20 protein-coding genes and 1 tRNA gene are annotated in these 24,544 nt (G+C 61.9%); 2 read left to right on the top strand and 19 right to left on the bottom strand.

The genetic code is table 11. The features are described 5' to 3' along the window. Positions 1 to 150: 150 nt before the first annotated feature. The 3 genes from fusA to rpsL all read right to left on the bottom strand — a co-directional run bounded on the left by fusA (position 151) and on the right by rpsL (position 3,190). Entirely contained in the window at positions 151 to 2,241 is a 2,091-nt protein-coding gene (fusA, locus tag NKI10_RS30020) for an elongation factor G (RefSeq protein ID WP_023667430.1), read from the bottom strand. Between the two features lie 30 nt (positions 2,242 to 2,271). Continuing rightward, positions 2,272 to 2,742 (bottom strand): 30S ribosomal protein S7, encoded by a 471-nt coding sequence (gene rpsG / locus NKI10_RS30015; protein WP_008875664.1) that lies wholly within the window; start codon positions 2,740 to 2,742, stop codon positions 2,272 to 2,274. A 76-nt stretch (positions 2,743 to 2,818) separates the two neighbouring features. Next, positions 2,819 to 3,190 (bottom strand): 30S ribosomal protein S12, encoded by a 372-nt coding sequence (rpsL, locus tag NKI10_RS30010; protein WP_006333356.1) that lies wholly within the window; start codon positions 3,188 to 3,190, stop codon positions 2,819 to 2,821. 494 nt (positions 3,191 to 3,684) lie between these two features. Here rpsL and NKI10_RS30005 point away from each other — a divergent pair, with 494 nt between their 5' ends. Together NKI10_RS30005 and NKI10_RS30000 are read left to right on the top strand one after the other, a co-directional pair. Then, entirely contained in the window at positions 3,685 to 3,966 is a 282-nt protein-coding gene (locus NKI10_RS30005) for a hypothetical protein (protein WP_023686022.1), read from the top strand. A 106-nt stretch (positions 3,967 to 4,072) separates the two neighbouring features. Next, the gene (locus NKI10_RS30000; RefSeq protein ID WP_352862543.1) at positions 4,073 to 5,008 is read left to right on the top strand and encodes a Gfo/Idh/MocA family protein; all 936 of its coding nucleotides are present in this window, start codon (positions 4,073 to 4,075) and stop codon (positions 5,006 to 5,008) included. A 46-nt stretch (positions 5,009 to 5,054) separates the two neighbouring features. On the opposite strand, the gene NKI10_RS29995 is transcribed toward NKI10_RS30000, so the two are convergent. The 16 genes from NKI10_RS29995 to NKI10_RS29920 all read right to left on the bottom strand — a co-directional run. After that, complete coding sequence (locus NKI10_RS29995) at positions 5,055 to 5,720, bottom strand: O-methyltransferase (RefSeq protein WP_023713031.1); 666 nt, start codon at positions 5,718 to 5,720, stop codon at positions 5,055 to 5,057. Between the two features lie 78 nt (positions 5,721 to 5,798). Beyond that, positions 5,799 to 9,995: a DNA-directed RNA polymerase subunit beta' gene (gene rpoC / locus NKI10_RS29990; protein WP_023667434.1), complete on the bottom strand. Its 4,197-nt coding sequence runs from the start codon at positions 9,993 to 9,995 to the stop codon at positions 5,799 to 5,801. 147 nt (positions 9,996 to 10,142) lie between these two features. Further along, the gene (gene rpoB, locus NKI10_RS29985) at positions 10,143 to 14,279 is read right to left on the bottom strand and encodes a DNA-directed RNA polymerase subunit beta (RefSeq protein WP_023686024.1); all 4,137 of its coding nucleotides are present in this window, start codon (positions 14,277 to 14,279) and stop codon (positions 10,143 to 10,145) included. Between the two features lie 248 nt (positions 14,280 to 14,527). Next, on the bottom strand, positions 14,528 to 14,905 hold the full coding sequence (rplL, locus tag NKI10_RS29980; RefSeq protein ID WP_023667436.1) for a 50S ribosomal protein L7/L12: 378 nt from the start codon (positions 14,903 to 14,905) through the stop codon (positions 14,528 to 14,530). Positions 14,906 to 14,959: 54 nt separating this feature from the next. After that, entirely contained in the window at positions 14,960 to 15,478 is a 519-nt protein-coding gene (rplJ, locus tag NKI10_RS29975) for a 50S ribosomal protein L10 (protein WP_023667437.1), read from the bottom strand. Positions 15,479 to 15,852: 374 nt separating this feature from the next. Beyond that, entirely contained in the window at positions 15,853 to 16,551 is a 699-nt protein-coding gene (gene rplA, locus NKI10_RS29970) for a 50S ribosomal protein L1 (protein ID WP_023667438.1), read from the bottom strand. Positions 16,552 to 16,555: 4 nt separating this feature from the next. Continuing rightward, positions 16,556 to 16,984, bottom strand: a complete 429-nt coding sequence (gene rplK, locus NKI10_RS29965) for a 50S ribosomal protein L11 (RefSeq protein ID WP_006333334.1) — start codon at positions 16,982 to 16,984, stop codon at positions 16,556 to 16,558. A 171-nt stretch (positions 16,985 to 17,155) separates the two neighbouring features. Then, entirely contained in the window at positions 17,156 to 17,683 is a 528-nt protein-coding gene (gene nusG, locus NKI10_RS29960) for a transcription termination/antitermination protein NusG (RefSeq protein WP_006333333.1), read from the bottom strand. 27 nt (positions 17,684 to 17,710) lie between these two features. After that, positions 17,711 to 17,914 (bottom strand): preprotein translocase subunit SecE, encoded by a 204-nt coding sequence (gene secE / locus NKI10_RS29955; RefSeq protein WP_023667439.1) that lies wholly within the window; start codon positions 17,912 to 17,914, stop codon positions 17,711 to 17,713. 489 nt (positions 17,915 to 18,403) lie between these two features. After that, positions 18,404 to 18,871: a hypothetical protein gene (locus NKI10_RS29950; RefSeq protein ID WP_352497461.1), complete on the bottom strand. Its 468-nt coding sequence runs from the start codon at positions 18,869 to 18,871 to the stop codon at positions 18,404 to 18,406. A gap of 73 nt (positions 18,872 to 18,944) precedes the next feature. Then, entirely contained in the window at positions 18,945 to 19,406 is a 462-nt protein-coding gene (locus NKI10_RS29945) for an Hsp20 family protein (RefSeq protein WP_023737200.1), read from the bottom strand. Between the two features lie 439 nt (positions 19,407 to 19,845). After that, positions 19,846 to 19,921, bottom strand: a tRNA-Trp gene (locus NKI10_RS29940). 160 nt (positions 19,922 to 20,081) lie between these two features. Continuing rightward, positions 20,082 to 20,564 (bottom strand): group II truncated hemoglobin, encoded by a 483-nt coding sequence (locus tag NKI10_RS29935; protein ID WP_023823284.1) that lies wholly within the window; start codon positions 20,562 to 20,564, stop codon positions 20,082 to 20,084. A 91-nt stretch (positions 20,565 to 20,655) separates the two neighbouring features. Next, positions 20,656 to 22,350: a COG3904 family protein gene (locus tag NKI10_RS29930; RefSeq protein ID WP_352862542.1), complete on the bottom strand. Its 1,695-nt coding sequence runs from the start codon at positions 22,348 to 22,350 to the stop codon at positions 20,656 to 20,658. A 327-nt stretch (positions 22,351 to 22,677) separates the two neighbouring features. Beyond that, the gene (locus tag NKI10_RS29925; protein ID WP_502897601.1) at positions 22,678 to 24,177 is read right to left on the bottom strand and encodes a COG3904 family protein; all 1,500 of its coding nucleotides are present in this window, start codon (positions 24,175 to 24,177) and stop codon (positions 22,678 to 22,680) included. A 283-nt stretch (positions 24,178 to 24,460) separates the two neighbouring features. Next, positions 24,461 to 24,544: EF-Tu C-terminal domain-related protein (locus NKI10_RS29920; protein WP_455749504.1), on the bottom strand; the 84-nt coding region annotated here is incomplete at its 5' end.

The following is a 24,544-nucleotide window of genomic DNA, read 5'->3' as shown; positions in this document are numbered from 1 at the left end:
TCAGCGACGTCTTGCCATGATCGACGTGGCCAATCGTGCCAATGTTCACATGAGGCTTGTTACGCTCGAATTTACCTTTTGCCATGTGATGTCTCCAATCTGCTCGCCCGTACGGGCCTTGAATTAAGTTACCGATGCAACCCGCTGGGGTTACGCGTATTTCTTCTGGACTTCCTGGGCGACCGCGGTCGGCACAGGCTCATAGTGATCGAACTGCATCGTGTAGGCCGCGCGGCCCTGGCTCATCGAGCGCAGGTTGTCGACGTACTTGAACATGTTGGCCAGCGGCACCATCGCGTTGATGACGACAGCCACGCCGCGAGCCTCCTGGCCCTGGATCTGGCCGCGACGGCCGTTCAGGTCGCCGATGACGCTGCCGACATAGTCTTCCGGCGTCACGACCTCGACCTTCATGATCGGCTCGAGCAGCTGCACGCCAAGCTTGGGTGCGGCTTCACGGAAGCAGGCGCGGCCTGCGATTTCAAAGGCCAGGACGCTGGAGTCAACATCGTGGTACGCGCCGTCGATGAGCGTCGCCTTGACGCCGATCATCGGGAAGCCCGCGAACGGACCCGACGACATAACGCTGTTGATGCCTTTTTCGACACCCGGGATGTATTCCTTGGGAACCGCACCGCCGACGATCTTGGTCTCGAACTCGAACTCCGAGCTTTCCGGGTTCGGTTCGAACACGATCTTGACGCGAGCGAACTGACCGGTACCGCCGGTCTGCTTCTTGTGGGTGTAGTCCTGCTCGTGCCTGCGGGTGATGGTCTCGCGGTAAGCCACCTGCGGCGCGCCGACATTGGCCTCGACCTTGAACTCGCGGCGCATGCGGTCGACGATGATGTCGAGGTGAAGTTCGCCCATGCCCGAAATGATGGTCTGGCCGCTTTCCTCGTCGGTCTTGACGCGGAATGACGGATCCTCGGCGGCCAGGCGGTGAAGGGCGAGGCCCATCTTTTCCTGGTCGTTCTTGGTCTTCGGCTCGATGGCGATCTGGATGACCGGATCGGGGAATTCCATGCGCTCGAGGATGACCGGGTGCAGCGGATCGCTGAGCGTGTCGCCGGTGGTCGTGTCCTTGAGGCCAGCCAGAGCAACGATGTCGCCGGCAAAGGCTTCCTCGACGTCGGCGCGCGAATTTGCATGCATCTGCAGCATGCGGCCGATGCGCTCTTTCTTGCCCTTGACGGTGTTATCGACCGAGATGCCCTTGGTCAGCTTGCCCGAATAGATGCGGGCAAAGGTCAGCGAACCGACGAACGGGTCGTTCATGATCTTGAAGGCCAGCATCGACAGCGGCTCGTTGTCGTCGGCATGACGCTCGATCTCGGCGTCGGTCTTGGCGTCGACGCCCTTGATGGCGGGAACATCGGCCGGCGACGGCAGGTATTCGACGACGGCGTCAAGCAGCGGCTGCACGCCCTTGTTCTTGAAGGCCGAGCCACAGAACATCGGGTAGAACTTGACCGCGATGGTGCCCTTGCGGATCAGCGCGCGGATCTCGTCATTCGACGGCATCTTGCCTTCGAGGTAATTCTCGAGAGCCGTCTCGTCCATTTCGACGGCGGCTTCGATCATCTTCTCGCGGTATTCTTCGGCACGGGCCTGGAGATCGGCCGGGATCTCGACGACGTCCCAGGCAGCGCCCAGCGTCTCGTCGCGCCAGACCAGCGCGTTCATCTCGACGAGATCGACGACACCCTTGAACTCGGTCTCGGCGCCGATCGGCAACTGCATGACGACGGCATGCGCACCAAGACGCGAGCCGATCATCTCGACCGAGCGGTAGAAGTCGGCGCCGATCTTATCCATCTTGTTGCAGAAGATCATGCGCGGAACTTTATACTTGTCGGCCTGGCGCCAGACGGTTTCCGTCTGCGGCTCGACACCGGCATTGGCATCGAGCAGCGCAATGGCGCCGTCGAGCACGCGCAGCGAACGCTCGACTTCGATGGTGAAGTCGACGTGTCCGGGAGTGTCGATGATGTTGAAGCGGTACATCTTGCCGCTGCGACCCTTCCAGAAAGTCGTGGTGGCGGCGGACGTGATGGTGATGCCGCGTTCCTGCTCCTGCTCCATCCAATCCATGGTGGCAGCGCCGTCGTGGACTTCGCCGATCTTGTGCGACTTGCCCGTGTAATAGAGGACGCGCTCGGTGGTCGTCGTCTTGCCGGCGTCAATATGCGCCATGATACCGAAATTGCGGTAGTCTTCGATTTTGTATTCGCGGGCCATCGTGGATGCCTTCTCAGTCTCGTTCGCGCTTTACCAGCGGTAGTGCGCGAAAGCGCGGTTGGCTTCTGCCATCTTGTGCGTGTCTTCACGCTTCTTCACGGCGGTGCCGCGGTTATTGGCCGCGTCCATCAACTCGCCGGAGAGGCGGTCGACCATGGTGGTCTCGTTGCGGTTGCGCGCAGCTGCAATTAGCCAGCGGATCGCCAGGGCCTGGCGGCGCTCGGGGCGCACATCGACCGGAACCTGGTAGGTAGCGCCGCCGACGCGGCGCGACCGGACTTCCACATGCGGCGCGACATTGTCGAGCGCCTGATGGAAGACGGTGACCGGCTCCTGCTTGGTCTTCGACTGAACCTGGTCGAGCGCACCGTAGACGATGGTCTCGGCAACCGACTTCTTGCCGTCATACATGACGGCGTTCATGAACTTGGTGACGATCAGATCGCCGAACTTCGGGTCCGGATTGATCTCACGCTTTTCTGCACTGTGACGACGCGACATGGCTTTTGTCTCTCAATCTCGTAGCCCGACGCATTCAAGTAGCGCCAGGGCCGGAAAATCTTACTTCGGACGCCCCTTACTTCGGACGCTTGGCGCCGTACTTCGAACGGCGCTGCTTGCGGTTCTTCACGCCCTGCGTGTCGAGCACGCCGCGGATGATGTGGTAGCGCACGCCCGGAAGATCCTTGACGCGGCCGCCGCGGATCATGACCACGGAGTGTTCCTGAAGGTTGTGGCCTTCGCCGGGGATGTAGCCGATCACTTCAAAGCCGTTGGTCAGGCGGATCTTGGCCACCTTGCGCAGTGCCGAGTTCGGCTTCTTCGGCGTCGTTGTATAGACGCGCGTGCAGACGCCCCGCTTCTGCGGGTTCTGCTGCATGGCCGGGACCTTGTTGCGCTTCACCGGCGCAATGCGCGGCTTGCGGATCAGCTGGTTGACGGTAGGCATTAAACCCTCTTGTCTCTCAATTCCGTGTCTCGCCCGGTCAGGGCCGCTCAAAGCGCCAATTCCATACGCAAATTCGGGCCATAAACCGCGCCTCGCGGTCCTGCCCGAACAAAATGCAGAGGAAGCGGGAACCGCTTCATGCGCGCCGGAAATGTCTTTTCGCTCGTAAAACGAACCCTGTTTGAGGCAAACTCCAAAGCGTGTCGCTTCGGAAGGGAGAGCCTCACATCGGTTCTGACTGGGCGGCTTCTACTCGCAAGACCGTGAACCGTCAACCCCGGCGCGCCAAATATTGCGCGCTGACCACGGCTTGGCAGCCATGCGAAAAACGCATGTAATTTTCTTTCTTCATTTTGCAAGGCAAAGGAAGAAAGTGACCGGGCAGACAAGAAAGTGACCGGCTTTTGGCTGTCATGCGCGGGTTCTTCATGGCAAAAGGCGCCATGGACAGCCCAAAACCCCTCGCCCGCCCCCGTCTCAAGAGGAATCAGCCCGTGAACGACAATGAGGAGCGCCCGGTCACCATCGTCACCGGCCGGGTCTGGAAAAAGAAGGGCGGCAAGCCGGAAGGCGTCCATGTGATGCTGGTTGCGCCCGACGACGATTCGGCCGTGCGCCGGGTGCTCGAATCGCTTGCGGCCGAAGGCTATGCCGAGGTCGAGCTCGACCAGATCGGCGATATGGACGGCGAACCCGACGAGGAGCCGCATCTGTCAGCCTTTCAGGGTGCGCTCGAAGGCGAAGTGTCGATCGTTACGTTCGAGGTTCCGCTCTGAGCGTCGCCGGCTGCTTGCGCCTGTCACCGCGCCGGCTTGCCCGGCACCGGTTCTCTGCTAAGAACCAAGCGACTTAACAAGCCAAATTCGAATCCGCGGAGTTCCCATGCCCTCGAACAATGGTCCCATCAAGCTCGGCATCGTCGGCGTCGGCAAGATCGTGCGCGACCAGCATCTGCCGGCAGTGGCCAAGGATGCGGACTACCGCCTCATCGCCGCCGCCAGCCGGCACGGCAAGGTGGACGGCATCCCGAATTTTCCGACCATCGAGGCGATGCTCGACGCGGTGCCGGAACTCGAGGCCGTGTCGCTGTGCATGCCGCCGCAGTTCCGCTACGACGCGGCACGCACCGCGCTGATGGCGAAGAAGCATGTTTTCCTGGAGAAGCCGCCGGGCGCCACCGTCAGCGAGGTCGAGGACCTGAAGCGGCTGGCGGCAGCCAGTGGCGTCTCACTGTTCGCCAGCTGGCATTCGCGCTACGCGCCGGCGGTGGAAGCCGCGCGTGCCTTCCTGGCGTCGGCCAAGGTCAACTCGGCCGCCATCGTCTGGAAGGAAGATGTCCGCCGCTGGCATCCGAACCAGGATTGGATCTGGGCGCCGGGCGGTTTCGGCGTCTTCGATCCCGGCATAAACGCACTGTCGATCGCAACCCACATCCTGCCGGCGATGTTCATCACCTCGGCCGTCCTCGACTTCCCGGAAAACCGCGCCTCGCCTGTGGCGGCCCACGTGACCTTCCGTACCTCGGATGGGTTGCCGGTGACCATGGAGCTCGACTGGCTGCAGACGGGACCACAGAGCTGGGACATCCTGGCCGACACCGACAAGGGCAAGATGGTGCTGTCCGGCGGCGGCACCAAGCTCGCCATCGACGGCAAGGTGGTTCACGACGAGCCGGAGGCCGAATATCCCCAGCTTTACCGGCGCTTCGCTGAAATCGTACGCGCCGGCGTCTCCGATGTCGATTTGGCACCCCTGCAGCACGTGGCCGACGCCTTCATGCTCGGCAAGCGCAATGTGGTGGGAGCGTTCTTCGATTGAACGATGAGTTCTGCCGGACCGCAGTCCGGTCACTCACCATGCAGCCTTACTCGACGATCGCAATCGCAAAGCCGTCATAGCCTTTGGCGCCGACGGTCTGGATGGCGGTGCCGTCCAGGCGCTTGTCGCCGCCGATGAAGGAAAACGCACCGCGTGCGCCTTCGACATAGGCGTCACGGCCATCGTCGTTGAGCACGGTGCCGTCGCGGATGACGTTGTCGCAGATGATGACCGTCCCCGGCCGCGACAGGCGCATGGCCCATGACAGATAATTCGGATTGTTCGGCTTGTCGGCGTCGATGAAGATCAGATCGAACGGACCGGCATTTTCGGCAGCCAGCGTCTCAAGCGACTGAAGCGCGGGGCCGATCCTGAGCTCGACCTTGTCCGACACCCCTGCCCGCTCGAGATTCGAGTGCGCGACTTTTGCATGATGCGGCTCGAGTTCGAGCGTCACGATCTTGCCGCCGACGGGCAATCCCCTTGCCATCCAGATGGTCGAGTAGCCGCCGAGCGTGCCGATCTCCAGCACCTTCCTGGCGCCGCTGATGCGGACCAGCAGCGACAGCAGCTTGCCCTGCGCCGGCGATACGTCGATGGCCGGCAGGCCCTGGTCGCGGTTGGCCGCAAGCACCGCTTCGAGGATGGGATCCGCCTCGAAGAGAGAGGAAACGATGTAGTCGTCGACGTCAGTCCATACCTTCTTGCTCATGTTTTCCTCGATCCGATTAGGGTCAAAACGCGGAAAGGGGCCACTTGGGCCCCTTTCCTTCTTCTCGTCCTACCGCGCTTACTGCGCGGCGTTGACCATGTCGGTCAGCATCGGCTCGGCGACCTCGACACCGGAGGCCTTGCGGCGCTCGTCGATGATCAGTTCGTCGCGCGAGGTGGCGATGCGCCGGATCTGGCTCATCGTGCCGCCGGTACCGGCCGGGATCAGCCGGCCGACGATGACGTTTTCCTTCAGGCCCTGCAGCATGTCGGTCTTGCCGGCAACCGCAGCTTCGGTCAGCACCCTGGTCGTCTCCTGGAAGGAGGCGGCCGAGATGAAGGACGGCGTCTGCAGCGAGGCCTTGGTTATGCCCAGCAGCACCGGCTGGCCTTCGGCCGGCTTCTTGCCGTCCTCGACCAGGCGCTCGTTGACCTCTTCCAGTTCGATCACGTCGACGTGGTCGCCCGGAATGTAGGTCGAGTCGCCCTGCACCGTGATCTCGACCTTCTGCAGCATCTGGCGAACGATCACCTCGATGTGCTTGTCGTTGATCGACACGCCCTGCAGACGGTAGACTTCCTGGATTTCGTTCACGAGGTAGGAAGCAAGTGCTTCCACGCCCTTGATCGCCAGGATGTCGTGTGGCGCCGGATTGCCGTCGAGGATGTAGTCGCCCTTCTCGATGACGTCGCCGTCCTGGAGATGGAACGGCTTGCCCTTCGGGATCAGGTATTCGACGGGCTCAAGCGTCGAGTCATGCGGCTCGATGATGATGCGGCGCTTGTTCTTGTAGTCGCGGCCGAAGCGGATCGTGCCATCGATCTCGGCGATGATGGCGTGATCCTTCGGACGACGTGCCTCGAACAGTTCGGCAACACGCGGCAGACCGCCGGTGATGTCCTTGGTCTTGGCGCTTTCCATCGGGATACGCGCCAAAACGTCGCCGGGACGAACCTGCGAACCCGGCTCGACCGAAAGAATGGCCTCTACCGAGAGCAGGAAGCGGGCGTCGCCGCCCTTCGACAGCTTGCCGACCTTGCCCTTGGGGTCAAGGATGGCGATCGCCGGCTTGAGGTCGTTGCCGCGTGGCGTCGAGCGCCAGTCGATGACCTCGCGCTTGGTGATGCCGGTCGATTCGTCGGCCGTTTCCTGAACGGAAATGCCGTCGACCAGATCCTCGTACGACACCTTGCCCTCGATTTCGGTGAGGACGGGGCGGGTATAGGGATCCCATTCGGCGATACGCTGGCCGCGCTTCACCTTGTCGCCATCGTCCACGAAGATGCGCGAACCATAGGTAAGGCGATGCGAGGCACGCTCCTTGCCGGCTTCGTCGAGGATCAGCACCGCCATGTTGCGGCCCATGACCATCTGCTGGCCGTCCGAGTTGCGCACCACGTTGCGGTTGCGGATCTCGACCTTGCCCTCATACGAGGCTTCAAGGAACGAGCTGTCCACCACCTGCGCCGTACCGCCCATGTGGAAGGTACGCATGGTGAGCTGGGTCCCCGGCTCGCCGATCGACTGCGCCGCGATAACGCCGACGGCTTCGCCCTGGTTGACCGGGGTGCCGCGGGCAAGATCGCGTCCGTAGCAGACCGCACAGACGCCGATCCTGACCTCGCAGGTCAGTGCCGAGCGAATGCGGACCGACTGCACGCCGGCCTTTTCGATCTTTTCCACGTCACGTTCGTCCATCAGCGTTCCGGCCTTGACCAGAACCTCACCCGAAACCGGATGCGTGATGTCGTCGAGCGAGGTGCGGCCCAGCACGCGCTGGCCGACCGAAGCGACGACCTGACCGGCATCGACGATCGGCTGCATGGTGAGGCCCTTGTCGGTGCCGCAATCCACGGAGTTGACGATGCAGTCCTGCGCCACGTCGACCAGACGACGGGTGAGGTAGCCCGAGTTCGCCGTCTTCAAGGCGGTGTCGGCCAGACCCTTGCGGGCGCCGTGGGTCGAGTTGAAGTACTCGAGCACGGTCAGGCCTTCCTTGAAGTTCGAGATGATCGGCGTCTCGATGATTTCACCCGAGGGCTTTGCCATCAGGCCGCGCATGCCGGCGAGCTGACGCATCTGGGTGGGCGAACCACGCGCACCCGAATGCGACATCATGTAGATCGAGTTCATCGGCTTTTGACGGCCACTGTCCTCGAACTCGACGGCCTTGATGCGGGCCATCATCTCGTCGGCGACCTTTTCCGAGCACTTGGCCCAGGCGTCGACGACCTTGTTGTACTTCTCGCCCTGCGTGATCAGGCCGTCATTGTACTGCTGCTCGTATTCCTTGGCCAAAGCCTCGGTGTCGGAAACCAGCTTGATCTTGGCGTCCGGGATCAGCATGTCGTCCTTGCCGAACGAAATGCCGGCGCGGCAGGCGTGGCTGAAGCCGAGGGCCATGATGCGGTCGCAGAAAATGACCGTCTCCTTCTGACCGCAGTGCCGGTAGACGGTGTCGATCATCTTGGAGATGTTCTTCTTGGTCATCTCCTGGTTGGCCGTCTCGTAAGGCACATTGACGTTCTTCGGCAGCAGCTCGCCGATGATCATGCGGCCAGGCGTGGTGTCGTAGATTTTCGACACGACCTTGCCTTCGGCGTCGACCGTGCGGAAACGACCCTTGATCTTGGAGTGCAGCGTCACCGCCTTGGTCTCGAGCGCGTGCTGGAGTTCGCCCATGTCGGCAAACACCATGCCTTCGCCCGGCTCGTTCTGATTGACGATCGAGAGATAGTAGAGACCCAGGACCATGTCCTGCGAAGGCACGATGATCGGCGCGCCGGAAGCCGGGTGCAGGATGTTGTTGGTCGACATCATCAGCACGCGGGCTTCAAGCTGCGCTTCCAACGAGAGCGGCACGTGAACGGCCATCTGGTCGCCGTCGAAGTCGGCGTTGAAGGCCGTGCAGACCAGCGGATGCAGCTGGATCGCCTTGCCTTCGATCAGGATCGGCTCGAACGCCTGGATGCCGAGGCGGTGCAGCGTCGGTGCACGGTTCAACAGCACCGGATGCTCGCGGATGACCTCGTCGAGGATATCCCAGACTTCCGGACGCTCCTTCTCGACCAGCTTCTTGGCCTGCTTGACGGTCGAGGAGAACCCCTTGGCGTCGAGGCGGGCGTAGATGAACGGCTTGAACAGTTCGAGCGCCATCTTCTTCGGCAGGCCGCATTGGTGCAGCTTGAGCTCCGGACCGGTGACGATGACCGAACGGCCCGAATAGTCGACGCGCTTGCCGAGCAGGTTCTGGCGGAACCGGCCCTGCTTGCCCTTCAACATGTCGGACAGCGACTTCAGCGGACGCTTGTTGGCGCCGGTGATGACGCGGCCGCGACGGCCGTTGTCGAACAGCGCATCGACGGCTTCCTGCAGCATGCGCTTTTCATTGCGCACGATGATGCCGGGGGCGCGCAGCTCGATCAGCCGCTTCAGACGGTTGTTGCGGTTGATGACGCGGCGATAGAGATCGTTCAGGTCGGACGTCGCGAAACGTCCACCATCCAGAGGAACCAGCGGGCGCAGGTCCGGCGGGATCACCGGAACCACCTTCATGATCATCCATTCCGGACGGTTGCCGGACTCCATGAAGTTCTCGACGACCTTGAGTCGCTTCAGATACTTCTTCTGCTTCAGCTCGGACGTGGTCGAAGCCAGTTCCGAACGCAGGTCGCCGGCGATCTTCTCCAGGTCCATGCCGGCCAGAAGGTCATGAATGGCCTCGGCGCCGATCATGGCGGTGAACGAATCCTCGCCATACTCGTCGACGGCGATCATGTACTCTTCCTCGCTGAGCAGCTGGTGCTCCTTCAGCGCGGTTAGGCCAGGCTCGGTGACGATGTAGTTCTCGAAGTAGAGGACGCGCTCGATGTCCTTCAGGGTCATGTCGAGCAGCGTGCCGATGCGCGACGGCAGCGACTTCAGGAACCAGATGTGAGCGACAGGTGCCGCCAGCTCGATGTGGCCCATGCGCTCGCGGCGAACGCGCGACAGCGTGACTTCGACGCCGCACTTTTCGCAGATGACGCCCTTGTACTTCATGCGCTTGTACTTGCCGCACAGGCATTCATAGTCCTTGATCGGGCCAAAAATGCGCGCGCAGAACAGACCGTCACGCTCCGGCTTGAAGGTGCGGTAGTTGATGGTCTCCGGCTTCTTGATCTCGCCGAACGACCAGGACAGAATCTTCTCAGGGCTGGCGAGCGATATCCGGATGGAATCGAACACCTGCGCCGGCGCCTGCGGATTGAAGAGATTCATGACCTCTTGGTTCATGCCGTTCTCCTTTTCGGGGTCCTCGAAAACCCCTTGCATCTAACGCGGGCCAAATGCCCGCTGAGTGGTCGGCCCACTGGCCGTAGAATTTGTCGCATCCGGTCGCGGCGTTCCGCGACCGGATGTCTTGCTTACTCGGCCGCGCCCCTATTCGGCAGCATCTGGCAGCCGGACAGGGTTGTCGTCGAGCTTGGTATTCTCCAGCTCGACATTGAGGCCGAGAGACCGCATTTCCTTGACGAGCACGTTGAAGCTCTCGGGAATGCCGGCCTCGAACGTGTCGTCGCCGCGCACGATCGCCTCGTAGACCTTGGTGCGGCCGGCGACATCGTCCGACTTCACCGTCAGCATTTCCTGCAGCGTGTAGGCGGCGCCATAGGCTTCCAGCGCCCAGACCTCCATTTCGCCGAAGCGCTGGCCACCGAACTGCGCCTTGCCGCCCAGCGGCTGCTGGGTAACGAGCGAGTAAGGACCGATCGAACGCGCGTGGATCTTGTCGTCCACCAGGTGGTGAAGCTTGAGCATATAGATATAGCCCATCGTCACCTTGCGATCGAACGGCTCGCCTGTGCGTCCGTCATAGAGCTGCGACTGACCGCTGGTGTGCAGGCCCGCCTGCTCCAGCATGATGTTGATGTCGACTTCATGCGCGCCGTCGAACACCGGTGTCGCGATGGAGACGCCGCGGCGCATCTGCTCGCTCAGGCGAACGATGCTCTCGTCGTCATATTCGCGGACCGGCTCGTTGCGGTCGTTGGCTGGGATGAAGCTCTCGAGCGTCTTGCGCAACGGCTTGATGTCTCCAGCCGTCTTGTACGCGTCGATAAGCTCGCCGATCTTCTTGCCCATGCCCGCGCATGCCCAGCCCAGATGCGTTTCCAGGATCTGGCCGACATTCATGCGGCTCGGCACACCCAGCGGGTTGAGCACGATATCGGCATGCGTGCCGTCCTCGAGGAAAGGCATGTCCTCGACCGGAACGATCCGCGACACGACACCCTTGTTGCCGTGACGTCCCGCCATCTTGTCGCCCGGCTGCATCTTGCGCTTCACGGCCACGAAGACCTTGACCATCTTCATGACGCCCGGAGGCATTTCGTCGCCGCGCTGGACCTTCTCGACCTTGTCCATGAAGCGCTGCTCGAGCGCCTTCTTGGAATCGTCGTACTGGCCACGCAGGGCTTCCAGTTCGCTCTGGAGCTTTTCGTTCTCCACCGCAAACTGCCACCACTGCGAACGTGGATACTCGTCAAGCGTGTCCTTCGACAGCTTCGAGCCCTTCTTGAAGCCCTTCGGCCCGGCAATCGCTTCCTTGCCGACGAGAACGTCGGAAAGGCGCGAATAGACGTTGCGGTCGAGGATCGCCTGCTCGTCGTCGCGGTCCTTGGCGAGGCGTTCGATCTCCTCGCGTTCGATCGCCATGGCGCGCTCGTCCTTCTCGACGCCGTGGCGGTTGAAGACGCGCACTTCGACGACTGTGCCGAAGGTGCCCGGAGGCATGCGCATCGAGGTGTCGCGAACGTCGGACGCCTTTTCACCGAAGATGGCGCGCAGGAGCTTTTCTTCCGGCGTCATCGGGCTTTCGCCCTTCGGCGTGATCTTGCCGACCAGGATGTCGCCCGGCTGCACTTCCGCGCCGATATAGACGATGCCGGCTTCGTCGAGGTTCTTCAGCGCTTCTTCCGAAACGTTCGGAATGTCGCGCGTGATTTCCTCCGGTCCAAGCTTGGTGTCGCGGGCCATGACCTCGAATTCCTCGATGTGGATCGAGGTGAAGACGTCGTCGGCCACGATGCGCTCGGAGAGCAGGATCGAGTCCTCGTAGTTGTAGCCGTTCCACGGCATGAACGCGACCAGCACGTTGCGGCCGAGCGCCAGATCGCCGAGCTCGGTCGACGGACCGTCGGCGATGATGTCGCCCTTGTTGACGCGGTCGCCCATGCGCACCAGCGGACGCTGGTTGATGCAGGTGTTCTGGTTCGAACGCTGGAACTTCATCAGCCGGTAGATGTCGACGCCCGACTTGCCGGGATCGAGATCTTCCGTGGCGCGGATGACGATACGCGTCGCGTCCACCTGGTCGACGATGCCGCCGCGGCGGGCGCCGATGGCGGCACCCGAGTCACGGGCAACGATCGGCTCCATGCCGGTGCCTACGAACGGCGCTTCGGCGCGCACCAGCGGCACGGCCTGACGCTGCATGTTGGAGCCCATCAGCGCGCGGTTGGCGTCGTCGTTCTCGAGGAACGGGATCAGCGCCGCGGCCACGGACACCATCTGCTTGGGCGACACGTCCATCAGATCGACGTTTTCGCGCGGCGCCATCATCACTTCGCCGGCGCTGCGGCAAATGACGAATTCGTCGACGAAACCACCATTCTTGTCGAGCTCGGCATTGGCCTGCGCAACGTGGTGCTTAGACTCTTCCATAGCGGAGAGATAGACGACCTCATTGGTCAGCTTGCCATTGACGATCTTGCGGTACGGGCTTTCGATGAAGCCGTACTTGTTGACGCGCGCGAAGGTCGCCAGCGAGTTGATCAGACCGATGTTCGGGCCTTCCGGCGTCTCGATCGGGCAGATGCGGCCGTAATGCGTCGGGTGCACGTCACGCACTTCGAAGCCGGCGCGCTCGCGGGTCAGACCGCCCGGTCCAAGTGCCGACAGGCGGCGCTTGTGGGTGATCTCCGACAGCGGGTTGGTCTGATCCATGAACTGCGACAGCTGCGAGGAACCGAAGAACTCGCGCACGGCGGCAGCCGCCGGCTTGGCGTTGATCAGGTCCTGCGGCATCACCGTATCGATCTCGATCGAGGACATACGTTCCTTGATCGCGCGCTCCATGCGCAGCAGGCCGACGCGGTATTGGTTCTCCATCAGCTCGCCGACGGAACGCACGCGGCGGTTGCCGAGATTGTCGATGTCGTCGATCTCGCCCTTGCCGTCGCGCAGTTCGACCAGCGTCTTGACCACCGCCAGGATGTCGTCCTTGCGCAGCACGCGCACGGTGTCCTCAGCCTTGAGCTCGAGGCGCATGTTCATCTTGACGCGGCCGACGGCCGACAGGTCGTAGCGCTCCGAGTCGAAGAACAGCGAGTTGAACATGGCTTCGGCGGTTTCAAGCGTCGGCGGCTCGCCCGGGCGCATGACACGGTAGATGTCGAACAGTGCGTCCTGGCGGCTCTCGTTCTTGTCGACGTTGAGCGTATTGCGGATGTAGGCGCCGACATTGACGTGGTCGATGTCGAGAACCTTGATCTCGCTTTCGCCCGTGCCGAGCAGCACCTTCAGCGTCTTTTCGTCGATCTCGTCGCCGGCTTCGAGGAAAATCTCTCCGGTGCCGTAGTTGACGATGTCCTCGGCCAGGTAATTGCCGAGCAGATCCTCGTCGGTCGCCTTGATCGCCTTCAGACCCTTTTCGCCAAGCGCTCTTGCCTGGCGGGCGGTGATCTTCTTGCCGGCCTCGACGACAACTTCGCCGGTATCGGCATCGACGAGGTCGCCAACGGCCTTCAGGCCGCGGAAACGCTCGACGTTGAACGGGATGCGCCAGTGGTCACCGGCGCGCTTGTAGGTGATCTTGTTGTAGAAGGTCGACAGGATCTCTTCGCCGTCCATGCCGAGCGCCATCAAGAGCGACGTCACCGGAATCTTGCGGCGGCGGTCGATGCGGGCATGCACGACGTCCTTGGAATCGAACTCGATGTCGAGCCACGAACCGCGATAGGGAATGACGCGCGCCGCAAACAAAAGCTTGCCCGAGGAGTGCGACTTGCCCTTGTCATGGTCGAAGAAGACGCCCGGCGAACGGTGCATCTGCGAGACGATGACGCGCTCCGTGCCATTGACGATGAAGGTGCCGTTGAGCGTCATGAGCGGCATGTCGCCCATATAGACGTCCTGCTCCTTGATGTCCTTGATCGACTTTGCGCCGGTATCCTCGTCGATATCGAACACGATGAGGCGCAGCGTCACCTTGAGTGGCGCGGCATAGGTCAGGTCGCGCTGACGGCATTCGTCAACGTCGAATTTCGGTCCTTCGAACTCGTACTTCACGAACTCCAGCATCGAGGAGCCGGAGAAATCGGAGATCGGGAAAACCGACTTGAAAACGGCCTGCAGTCCCTCGTCCGGACGCCCACCCTTGGGCTCCGCCACCATCAGGAACTGGTCATAGGATGCTTTTTGAACCTCGATCAGGTTCGGCATCTCCGCAACTTCCGGAATCTTTCCGAAGAACTTGCGTACGCGTCTGCGGCCATTGAAAGTCTGGGTCTGGGCCATCGTCGCTCCTTAGCTATAAACTCGGGGCGAGCCTCGCCGCGGCTCACCTTGCATGCGCGGCCACCTCGGCGGCGGCCCCTGATCTGTTTCCCGCCGCCTGGCGGCGACGGCTAAAACGGGAGAAAACCCGTTTCCTGAAGGCCGGTTTCGGCCCTCAGGAAAGAGGTTCTCGTACATCTCGCGCTACGCATCCTCCCCTCTGATGAAGGGAGTGGCGGACGGCGCGAGGCCGCCCGCCGCTTTTACGCTTACTTCAGGTCGACCTTGGCGCCGGCTGCTTCCAGCTGGGCCTTGAACTTCTCAGCGTCAGCCTTGGAAACGGCTTCCTTGACCGGCTTCGGAGCTGCTTCGACCAGATCCTTGGCTTCCTTGAGGCCCAGGCCGGTGATGGCGCGGACTTCCTTGATGACGTTGATCTTCTGAGCGCCTGCCTCGGTGAGGACGACGTCGAATTCCGTCTTTTCCTCAGCCGGAGCAGCAGCAGCGGCAGCGCCGCCGGCAGCGGCAACCGCCACCGGAGCAGCAGCCGAAACGCCCCACTTTTCTTCCAGAAGCTTCGACAACTCGGCCGCCTCGAGGACGGTCAGCTTCGAAAGGTCGTCTACGATCTTTGCCAGATCAGCCATTGTTGTATTCCTTCATCAGGTTCGAACGTGTGTTTGTGATAGCGAGGAACGGCCTCATGCCGCCTCGTCCTTCCGGGCGTAAGCGCCGATTACGCGCGCGACCGAAGCCGCTGGCGCATTGACGATCTGGGCGATCCGGGTTGCCGGCGTGGCGATCATGCCAACCAGCCTGGCGCGCAGCTCATCGAGCGACGGAAGTGTGGCGAGTGCCTTCACACCGTCGGCGTTGAGCGAGGTGGTGCCCATTGCGCCGCCGAGAATGACCAACTTGTCATTTCCCTTGGCGAAATCGGACGCGACCTTCGGCGCCGCAATCGGATCCTCCGAATAAGCGATCAGCGTCTGTCCCTTGAACAGGTCGATGATCGATGCGGAGTCCGTGCCCTGAAGAGCGATTTTGGCGAGACGGTTCTTCGCGACTTTGACGGTGCCACCGGCAGCGCGCATTTTCGACCGAAGGTCGTTCATTTGCGCGACGGTGATACCGGCGTAGTGGGCCACGACGACTGAACCAGCGCCTGCAAAAGCACCATTCAGGCCCGTGACGAGTTCGCGTTTTTCCGCTCTGTCCACTGCCTATCTCCAGTTGACCCCTGCCCCGCTAGTGGGACAGGCGTCGGGTTGCCTTTTTGCCGGCCGGGCCATCCATTACAGATCTCCCGAACGACGCTCGAGGATCCTGCCCCCTTTCGCCACATCGACGGCAAGCCGGAGATGCGCAGACAAAAGGCAAACACGGTTCGAACCTTTCATTGGAGCTTGTCGCTCCGTTGTCCGGTTTTCACCCGTCTCATGCAGGCCCAATTCAATTAAGGCTTCTGGGCCGCCTGCAATCTCGGACAGGATGTCCGGAAGCCTCTCGACTTCCGGTACCGGGCCGCCGACAAGTCGGAGGCCCGGAATTCACTTGCGGATCAGCGCCTTGGCAGCCGATCCAGATGTTCGTATCAAGACGCTGCGAGCGTCGAGACGTCGAGCTTGAGGCCTGGGCCCATCGTCGAGGTGACCGACACCTTCTTGACGTAGTTGCCCTTGGCGCCAGCCGGCTTTGCCTTGGTCACGGCATCGGCGAAGGCGCGGACGTTTTCTTCCAGCGCCTTGACGTCGAACGAGACCTTGCCGACGCCGGCATGAACGATGCCGGCCTTCTCGACGCGGAACTCGACAGCGCCGCCCTTCGATGCCTTGACGGCGGCGGCGACGTCGGTGGTGACGGTGCCGACCTTCGGGTTCGGCATCATGCCGCGCGGGCCCAGCACCTTGCCCAGACGGCCGACCAGCGGCATCATGTCCGGCGTGGCGATGCAGCGATCGAAGTCGATCGTGCCCTTCTGGACGATGTCGACCAGATCCTCGGCACCGACGATGTCGGCGCCGGCGGCGCGAGCCTCATCGGCCTTGCCGCCACGTGCGAACACGGCGACGCGGACCGAGCGGCCGGTGCCGTTCGGCAGGTTGACCACGCCGCGGACCATCTGGTCGGCATGGCGCGGGTCGACGCCGAGGTTCATCGCCACTTCGATGGTCTCGTCGAACTTCACCGTCGAACGGTCCTTGAGCAGCTTCAGCGCCTCACCAAGGGCATAGGCCTTGTTGGGGTCGATGCCGTCACGGGACTTCGATACACGCTTTGCAATCTTTGCCATGATCTCAGCCCACCACTTCCAGACCCATCGAGCGGGCGGAGCCCTCGACCATGCGCATGGCCGCCTCGACGTCGTTTGCGTTCAGATCCTTCATCTTCTGTTCGGCGATGGCGCGCACCTTGTCGCGGCCGATCGTGCCGGCCTTGATCTTGCCCGGCTCTTTCGAACCTGACGTCAAGTTCGCCGCCTTTTTCAGGAAGTAGCTCACCGGCGGCGTCTTCATGACGAAGGTGAAGGACTTGTCCTGGTAATAGGTGATGACGACCGGGATCGGCGATCCCTTTTCCATTTCCTGGGTCTGCGCGTTGAACGCCTTGCAGAATTCCATGATGTTGATGCCGCGCTGGCCAAGTGCCGGGCCGATCGGCGGAGACGGCGTAGCCGATCCCGCTTTGACCTGGAGCTTGAGCTGGCCTGCAATTTTCTTAGCCATCTCTTTCCTGCCTTTATCTCATGCCGGCCCCAGTATCGGGAACACCGGCGGTTGCAGTCTGGTGGTGCGGTCCGCGCGGCCGGCTAAAGCCGCATTCGCCTCCCACCCGTTCATGGCCGCGCGCTTTCCGCGCCGCCTCCCCTTGCCGGCGACCGGCGCAGGGTTTTCGGATCAGCCCTTTTCGACCTGTCCGAATTCCAGATCGACCGGCACGGCGCGCCCGAAGATCGATACTTCCACCTTGAGCCGCGCCCGCTCCTCGTCCACTTCCTGGACGAAACCGTTGAACGAGGCGAACGGGCCATCCGAAACGCGGATCGCCTCGCCGATCTCGAAAGTGACCGAGGGCTTCGGCCGCTCGACGCCTTCCTGAACCTGGTTCAGGATGCGCTGCGCCTCGGCTTCGGTGATCGGCACCGGCTTGGAGTCACCGAGGAAGCCGGTGACCTTCGGCGTGTTCTTGACCAGCGAGAACACCGCATCGGTCAGATTGGCCTTGAGCAACACATAGCCCGGAAAGAACTTGCGCTCGGCATCGACCTTGCGGCCGCGGCGGATCTCGACGACCTTCTCGGTCGGCACCACGATCTGTTCGATATCGGCGGACAGGCCCTTCTGCTTGGCCTTGTTCTCAATGTCCTCAGCGACCTTCTTTTCGAAGTTCGAATAGGCGTGGACGATGTACCAGCGCGCGGTCATTTCAAGACTTCTCCGTAATCGCCGGACTTAATGGCCGAGGCTCAGTAACCGCTCGATCGCGTAGCCCATGGCCACGTCGGCGGTGAAGAAAAAGATCATCGCGATGACCGCGAATACGAGCACCATCACCGTCGAGATCATCGTCTCCCGGCGCGACGGCCAAGTCACCTTGGCGGTTTCCGCGCGAACCTGCTGGAGAAAGACGAAAGGATTTGTGGTTTTCGAAGCCATATGCCGCTCTGTCTTCAAGACCCGTTGGCCGGGTCTCCTGGATGATCCCGCTGGCCGGGACGTGCCGCCTGGGTTCAAGTCGGCGCCGAATCAGCGCCATTTCGCCCATGCAAATCGGACGCGTAAAGCCGGCTTCCCAGCTCCACGCGTCGCGTGTCTGTTGTGTCTACATAAAACCGATTCTTGATCCACGCAAGTGGCAAGTGTCCGCTTTATGACCAAACGCCGCCTCGGAACCATCCAGTCGTCCCGTCCCGGCTATCGGGGCCTTATGCCTCAGTTCGCCCAATATGGCAAGCCACCTGCCCTTTTTCAATGCCGGACCCCAATTCCAGGAGGTGGATCCGGAAATCAGGCACGCGATTACAAGTTCGAGGAAATGGCGTTGCGGACGAACCTGCGACCTGCTGTTTTGGAAACCAAATGAAGCGCACGCAAGATTGGAATCCAGCTGCCCATGCCGAGGCAGCTGGATCAACCCAGGGTTAGTTAGGCACAGGCGAGTTCGACCCCGGCCACTGCGCCCATTCCGCATGGTGGGCGTGGGCGCGGCGCGATCACTGCCGGGCACGGGGGCGGGTCGTCGTCATCGTCGGGGCCGAAAGAACGGCCCCGACGCCGCCAAGCCTTGAGAACGCTGCGGCGCGAGGAGGGTCGCCAAGGCAGCACCCGGCCTGAAGTCTCTTTCCCCAGCGTGGGTTTCTCATCCAGAGCCTTCAACGCACTCAGAATCTGGTCGACAGGGATTACCGTGCCGTTGTCCAGGCGGCGCAAGGCAGGCTGGTTTTCCACCGCGCAGGCATCGGACGCCCACGAGGAAAGCAGTGCCCGCTTTTCTCCACTGCTGAGGCGTGGATGGTTGATGACGTTGTCTGGATTGTCGAGCAAGCACAAAGAAGTTTCAATTTTGCCCGAGCGTGCCGCAGAAAGTGTCGGTGTCTCGTAGAAGTTGTCCATCTCCATTCTCCGCAATCTGGGCCTCCCGGCCGAAGCCGGGAGGCGGACCGCAGGGATAACTGAATCGATACGATCAGGCCGCTTTGCGGGTGCGTTCCGTATCCTGGGCGATCTGCTTGCCCACCTGGGCGTCGCCGGCCCCGATGCTAATGCGGCGAGGCTTCAGCTCTTCGGGAATCTCACGGACGATGTCGATGGTCAGGAGACCGTTCTCAAGGTTTGCTGCCTTGATCTTCATGTGGTCGGCAAGCTTGAACGTCTGCCTGAAACTGCGGTAGGCGATGCCCTGGTGCAGCAGCTGGCGTCCGCTCTGGTCATCAGCCTTCTGGCCTGCCACGACCAGTTCGGGTCCATGCTGGGTCAGCTCAACCTCATCCTGGCTGAAGCCCGCGATGGCCATCGAGATACGGTAATCGTTCTCGTCGACCTTCTCGATGTTATAGGGTGGCCAGTCGGGCCGCGTACCATTGTCGGGCATGTCGAAAAGACGGTCGAAACCGACGGTGCTGCGATAGAGAGTATCAAAGGTTCTCATAGCCACATCCTCCTTGAAGCAACATGGGTACAAGGACGCCGCCCCGTGCGGCGCCGCCATTTTTTGCCAAGCCAATCGGCCTCGGCGGGAAACGAATTGGGAAGGGCTGAAAACCGGTTCAAGACCCCTGTTCAAAAAAATTCCAGAAGCCAGGCCGGCATCCCGCTTCCAATAATTCGCAGCCGCTGAAAAGCAGCCGGCGGCAGCAAAATAGGCCTATTCTGAATTGTGAACGCAAACGGCAATTGGCTCGCCAATGGCAGTTGGATCAAGGAAATCGGTTCGTGGAAATACGCCGACTTCGGCATTGCGCATCAGCGCTCTCGCTCTGCGCATGCCTTCGGAACGTCGGATGGGCTCGTGAGTACGCGGCTTCAGCCCAACCAAACGAGGAGCCAAAACAAGGCGTTTCTAAAATGCCGGATTCCAACAAGGAAAATGGCACGGGCAGCAGGGCTCGAACCTACGACCTGCGGTTTTGGAGACCGCCGCTCTACCAACTGAGCTATGCCCGTACGCGCGTTTCAGCGCAGGCGCTTCCTAAAAGCTTCCGGGCGCGCTGTAAAGAGTTGTCTGACGCGCTTTCAGATCCTTTGCCGGAAATCCGGATAGGTGATGACCAGCCCGTCCCTGCCTATCTCGATTTTTCGCCTGCCTGAAGCCGCATGCCGGCGCTCAGCCCCCGGCCGGCGGCTTGTACGGCCCGCCCGGCACGCCCCAGCCCCAGGCCGGCATCGGTTCGGTCTGCGGGTCGCAAGTCTCGCCGAGGGCAGAGTTCATCTTGGCCAGCCGCGATCCCCATTCGACATAGCCGATGAAGGCGGAGCGGAATTCGGGATCGTCCGGCAACCCGACCGCATCGGCGGCATCGGCAAGCAGGCTGATCCAGCGGCGGCGCTGTTCCTCCGTCAAATGCTTGCCGAGATGATGCATGACCATCTCGCGGTGACCGCCAAATTTCTCGCTGTAGGTCTTCGGCCCGCCAAAAACCTCGCCGATAAAGGCCGCGACATGCGCGGGATGATCCGGCGACATGTGTTTGAACACCGGGCCGACCACCGGGTCGCGGGACACCTTGTCGTAAAAGGTTTCCGTCAGCCGATTGAGGGCTTCGATGCCGCCGGCCCATTCGTAGAGTGTCGGGATATCCTGGCTCATTCTCGATCCTCCCCCGGGCGACGCCTGCCACGACGATAGCGGAGAAATCGGGCATGGCTCAACCTGCCTCGATGGCCAGTTTCTGCGATGCCTACAGTTTGGCGGGCGACTCGGCCTTGGCTGTCGGCGGAAGCAAACAGTTGTCGGGCTTGGGTGAGGTTTTGCAAATAGCGGGGCCAGTTAGCGCCTCCACCGACTCCGGCCCGGTTGTCAGCCCGACTTTGAGCATCATGTCGGGCTCGAGCTGACGCTCGACCGAGCCTATCGCGGCGAACAGAGCTGGGTCCATCTCCATCTCCTCCAGGTAGGCTTTAACCAACTGCGTCTGTCCCCTCGAGGACATGCTGAGCCTCGCCTTGGGATCGACCAGCCTTTTGGCGCCGGCGGCAAGCATGAGCGCGCAGGCCGAATCGCACTCCACTCCAAAATCGCTAATCAGCCCGACATAGGCACCGTTATCGGCCAAGCAGCCTGCCTCGGGCGGGTCGCAGCCGACGATAGTGGTGCGAGCGACGGCGACGTCGAGCTTCCGTTCATGGATAAGCCTTCCCGCGGCCAGAGCGCTGAACAGGCTGCCCCCCTGTGAGCTGATCACCACCGGCAGCCGCCGGTTGCCAAGGGTGTCGAGCAACTGGCGCAACTTTTGCGGGGTCTGAGGCGTCATCGCGCCTTCCGCCGAGATCCATTCCGGGCAATCGGGATTGCAGAGCGAGTCTCTGCCGCGAACGACAACGAAGCGCATATCTGGCGTCGAATTCCCTGGCGCTGCCTGCAACGGCTTGGGAGCTGGAGCCTTGGCCGCCTGAGAAAGTGGGGGGCCGGTCTTTGCCTTGATCGCAGCCACCACGGCCGGCTTGGCCACGGGCGTTTGTCCGCCGGCTGGCTTGTTTCCCGGTATTTCCCGGCAGTTCGGAGCCGGCGGGTCGAACATGCACAAACTTGCTCTGGTAAACAGGTCCAGAGTGTCCGTGCTGGTCGCCAGTTTCATCGTCAGCATATCGTGGAGGCCGATCTGCCTGATGTCGCTCGCCGGCGTCGCCTTCATCAAGTCCAGCACGCCCTGCCCGATACCCATCTCTCGGAGATAGGCCGAGATCTTTCTCGCGTACCCCTTGCTCATCTCATAGGTCTTGTAGCTTTCACCTTGAGTGACCGTTTGCGTGGTGACCCGATATTTTTTGCCCCGTTTGACGCGATATGTGGTCCGGTAGTGCGTGGTGGAGGGGAACCAGGTGGTCGTGATCTGGTGAACACCCAGATAGTTCCAGCCGCCGGCCACGCGGCGGACGCCACCGGCAAACATCAGCGGACAGGCGGAGTTGCAGCTGGCGCCATCAGACGCCCGGCCGAGATAGGCGGAACCTTTGCCGTAACTAAAACCACAACCATCCGTCCCGGGCCAACAGTCGGAAAACTCGGTCTTGCCTACGGCGATATCGAGCTTGTTCTTGCGGATTATCCGGCCAAGTTCGAGCGCTGCATTGACGTTGCCGCCAAAGGAATTGACGATAATCGGCAGTTTGCGACTGCCTAGCTTCTTCAAGGTGCGCTTGAGCAGGGCTGGCGTGCCGGCTGCGATGTCGCCTTCGGCGGAGATCCACTCCGGACAATTGGGCTCGCAGCCCGGTGCGTTGCTGCGCGCGACGACAAACTTCATCTCCGAGCGATCCTCGGACCATATCGTCGGATCATTCGTCGGATAGGGCACTCCCTGCAGAGGGAGCAATGTCTGCCATGTCCCGGGGGCGGCATCCTCGGCCTTCGCGGCGAAGGCAGCCATCGCCATCGCGGCCACCGTCGCCAGCCGAACCAGCCCGCGCCGCCACCTTGCAGCATTGTCTGAACGGTGTCCTCAAACCACGCCCGGCAAACCCCTCAATGCAATCCATAATAGTTGCGGCGACGGTGCTTGCAATAGCTTTGACCAACCGTGCAATACTTGTGCCGCGCAACGCCGGAAACAAAAAGGCAGCCCCAAAGACCGCCCTCTCCTGGTCGATCCGGCTGACACCGGCTCGACTATTTCTCGATGGTGATGACGACGCCGGCACGACGGTGCGGCCGCCTTCACGGAAGGCGAAGCAAGGCTTCTCTTCCATGACGATAGGCGCGATCAGCCATTGGACGACGGCACCACGCGGCAATTCTCAGGTTTCGGCGCCGACTTGCAGATGCTGGAACCCGTCAGCGCATCCACCGACTGGCGCCCGGTCGTCAGGCCAACCTTCAGCATCATGTCGGGTTCGAGCTGGCGCTCGACCGAACTGCCCTGGAGCGCCCTGAACAAAGCGGGGCTGATCGCCATCTCGTCGAGGTAGGACTTGACCGCCTGCTTCTGCCCCATCAGATAGAGGCTTAGCCGCACCTGGGTACCGACAAGCCGCCTGGCGCCACCGGCCAGCATGAGCGCGCAGGCCGAATCGCAGTCGCCGTCGCCATCGACGCTCAGCCCGGCATAGGCGCCTTCCCTGGCCAGGCAATTCCACTCTGCCGGGTCGCAGCCGACGAAATCGGTGCGGGCAACGGCAACGTCGAGCTTCTTTTCATGGATGATCCGGCCCGCCGCCAGGGCGCCGGAGAGGTCGCCGCCTCGCGAGCTGATCACCACCGGCAGCCGCCGGTTGCCAAGCGTGGCGAGCAATTGGCTGAGTTTCTGCGGCGTCTGGGGCGTAATCGCGCCTTGCGCTGCAATCCATTCCGGGCAGTCGGGATTGCAGAGCGGGTTGCTGCCGCGAACCACGACAAAGCGCATGCCGTCATCGTGCGGCGCGCTCTCCGGCTTCACCGGCAGCGGCGCAGCCTTTGCCACATCCGGCAGGCCGCCGGCTGGCTTGTTCGCCGGTATTTCCCGGCAATTCGGAGCCGGAAGGTCCAGCCTGCACAGGCTTGCGCTGGTCAGCAGATCTGCAGCGTCTTCGCTGGTGACCAGCTTCATTGTCAGCATGTCGCTGAGGTCGATCTGCTGGATGTCGCTGGCCGGCGTGCTCTTCATCGTCTCGATAATGCTGAGGTCGACACCCATCTCCTTGAAATAGGCGGACAGCTTGCGCTCCACCCCCTTGCTCATCTCGTAGGTCTTGTAGCTGCCGGTGTTCTTGCGGCTGACGACCTTCTTGCTGATGACCCGCTTCTTGCCTTTCACGATCCGGTAGCGGACCTGATATTGCACGTTCATCTGCACGATCGTGGTGGTGATCTGGTGGACGCCGAGATAGGCCAGCGGCCCGACCAGGCGCCTGGTGCCGCCGGCCAGCATCATTGGACAAGCGGATGCGCAATAGCTGCCGAGCACATAGGGGCTGCCGATATAGTGCGCGCCTCTGGCGTCGTTCTCCTTGCAGTTTTTCACCCCTGGCTCGCAGCCGACGAACCAGGTCCTGCCGACCGCGATGTCGAGCTTGTTCTTGCGTATCATCCGGCCCATGGCGATGGCTGCATCGACATCGCCGCCGGGAGAGTTGATGACGATCGGCAATTTGCGGCCGCCGAGCGTTTTCAGGGCAGCCTTGAGCAGCGCCGGCGACTTGGCCGATATCGCACCCTCGGCCGATATCCATTCCGGACAGCTCGGCTCACAGCCCGCCGCGTCGCTGCGCACGACGACGAACCGCATCGGCGGATCCGGATCCGGCTCTGAATTTTTTGTCTCGGCCGCCAAGGCGGCAGTGCCCATGGCAAACATCGACACCAGGCAGATCAGCCCCAGTGCCCACCATGACCGACTATGCAAACGGTGCTGTGGAACCATCCGACCAAGCCCTCAATGCAATCTATACTGTAGAGGCTCACAGACTTGCAACAGAGATTGGGACCCCAAAACAGGCACATCTGGCCAACGAAAAAGGGCGGCCCGAGGGCCGCCCCTATCCGTTTCGATCCGGCGATGCCGGGCTCGATTACTCTTTGATGGTGACGACGATGCCGGCACCGACGGTGCGGCCGCCTTCACGGATGGCGAAGCGCAGCTTCTCTTCCATGGC

Source organism: Mesorhizobium sp. M0802 (assembly GCF_040320115.1).
Lineage (GTDB): Bacteria > Pseudomonadota > Alphaproteobacteria > Rhizobiales > Rhizobiaceae > Mesorhizobium.
This window is presented reverse-complemented; position numbering and strand designations above follow the sequence as displayed.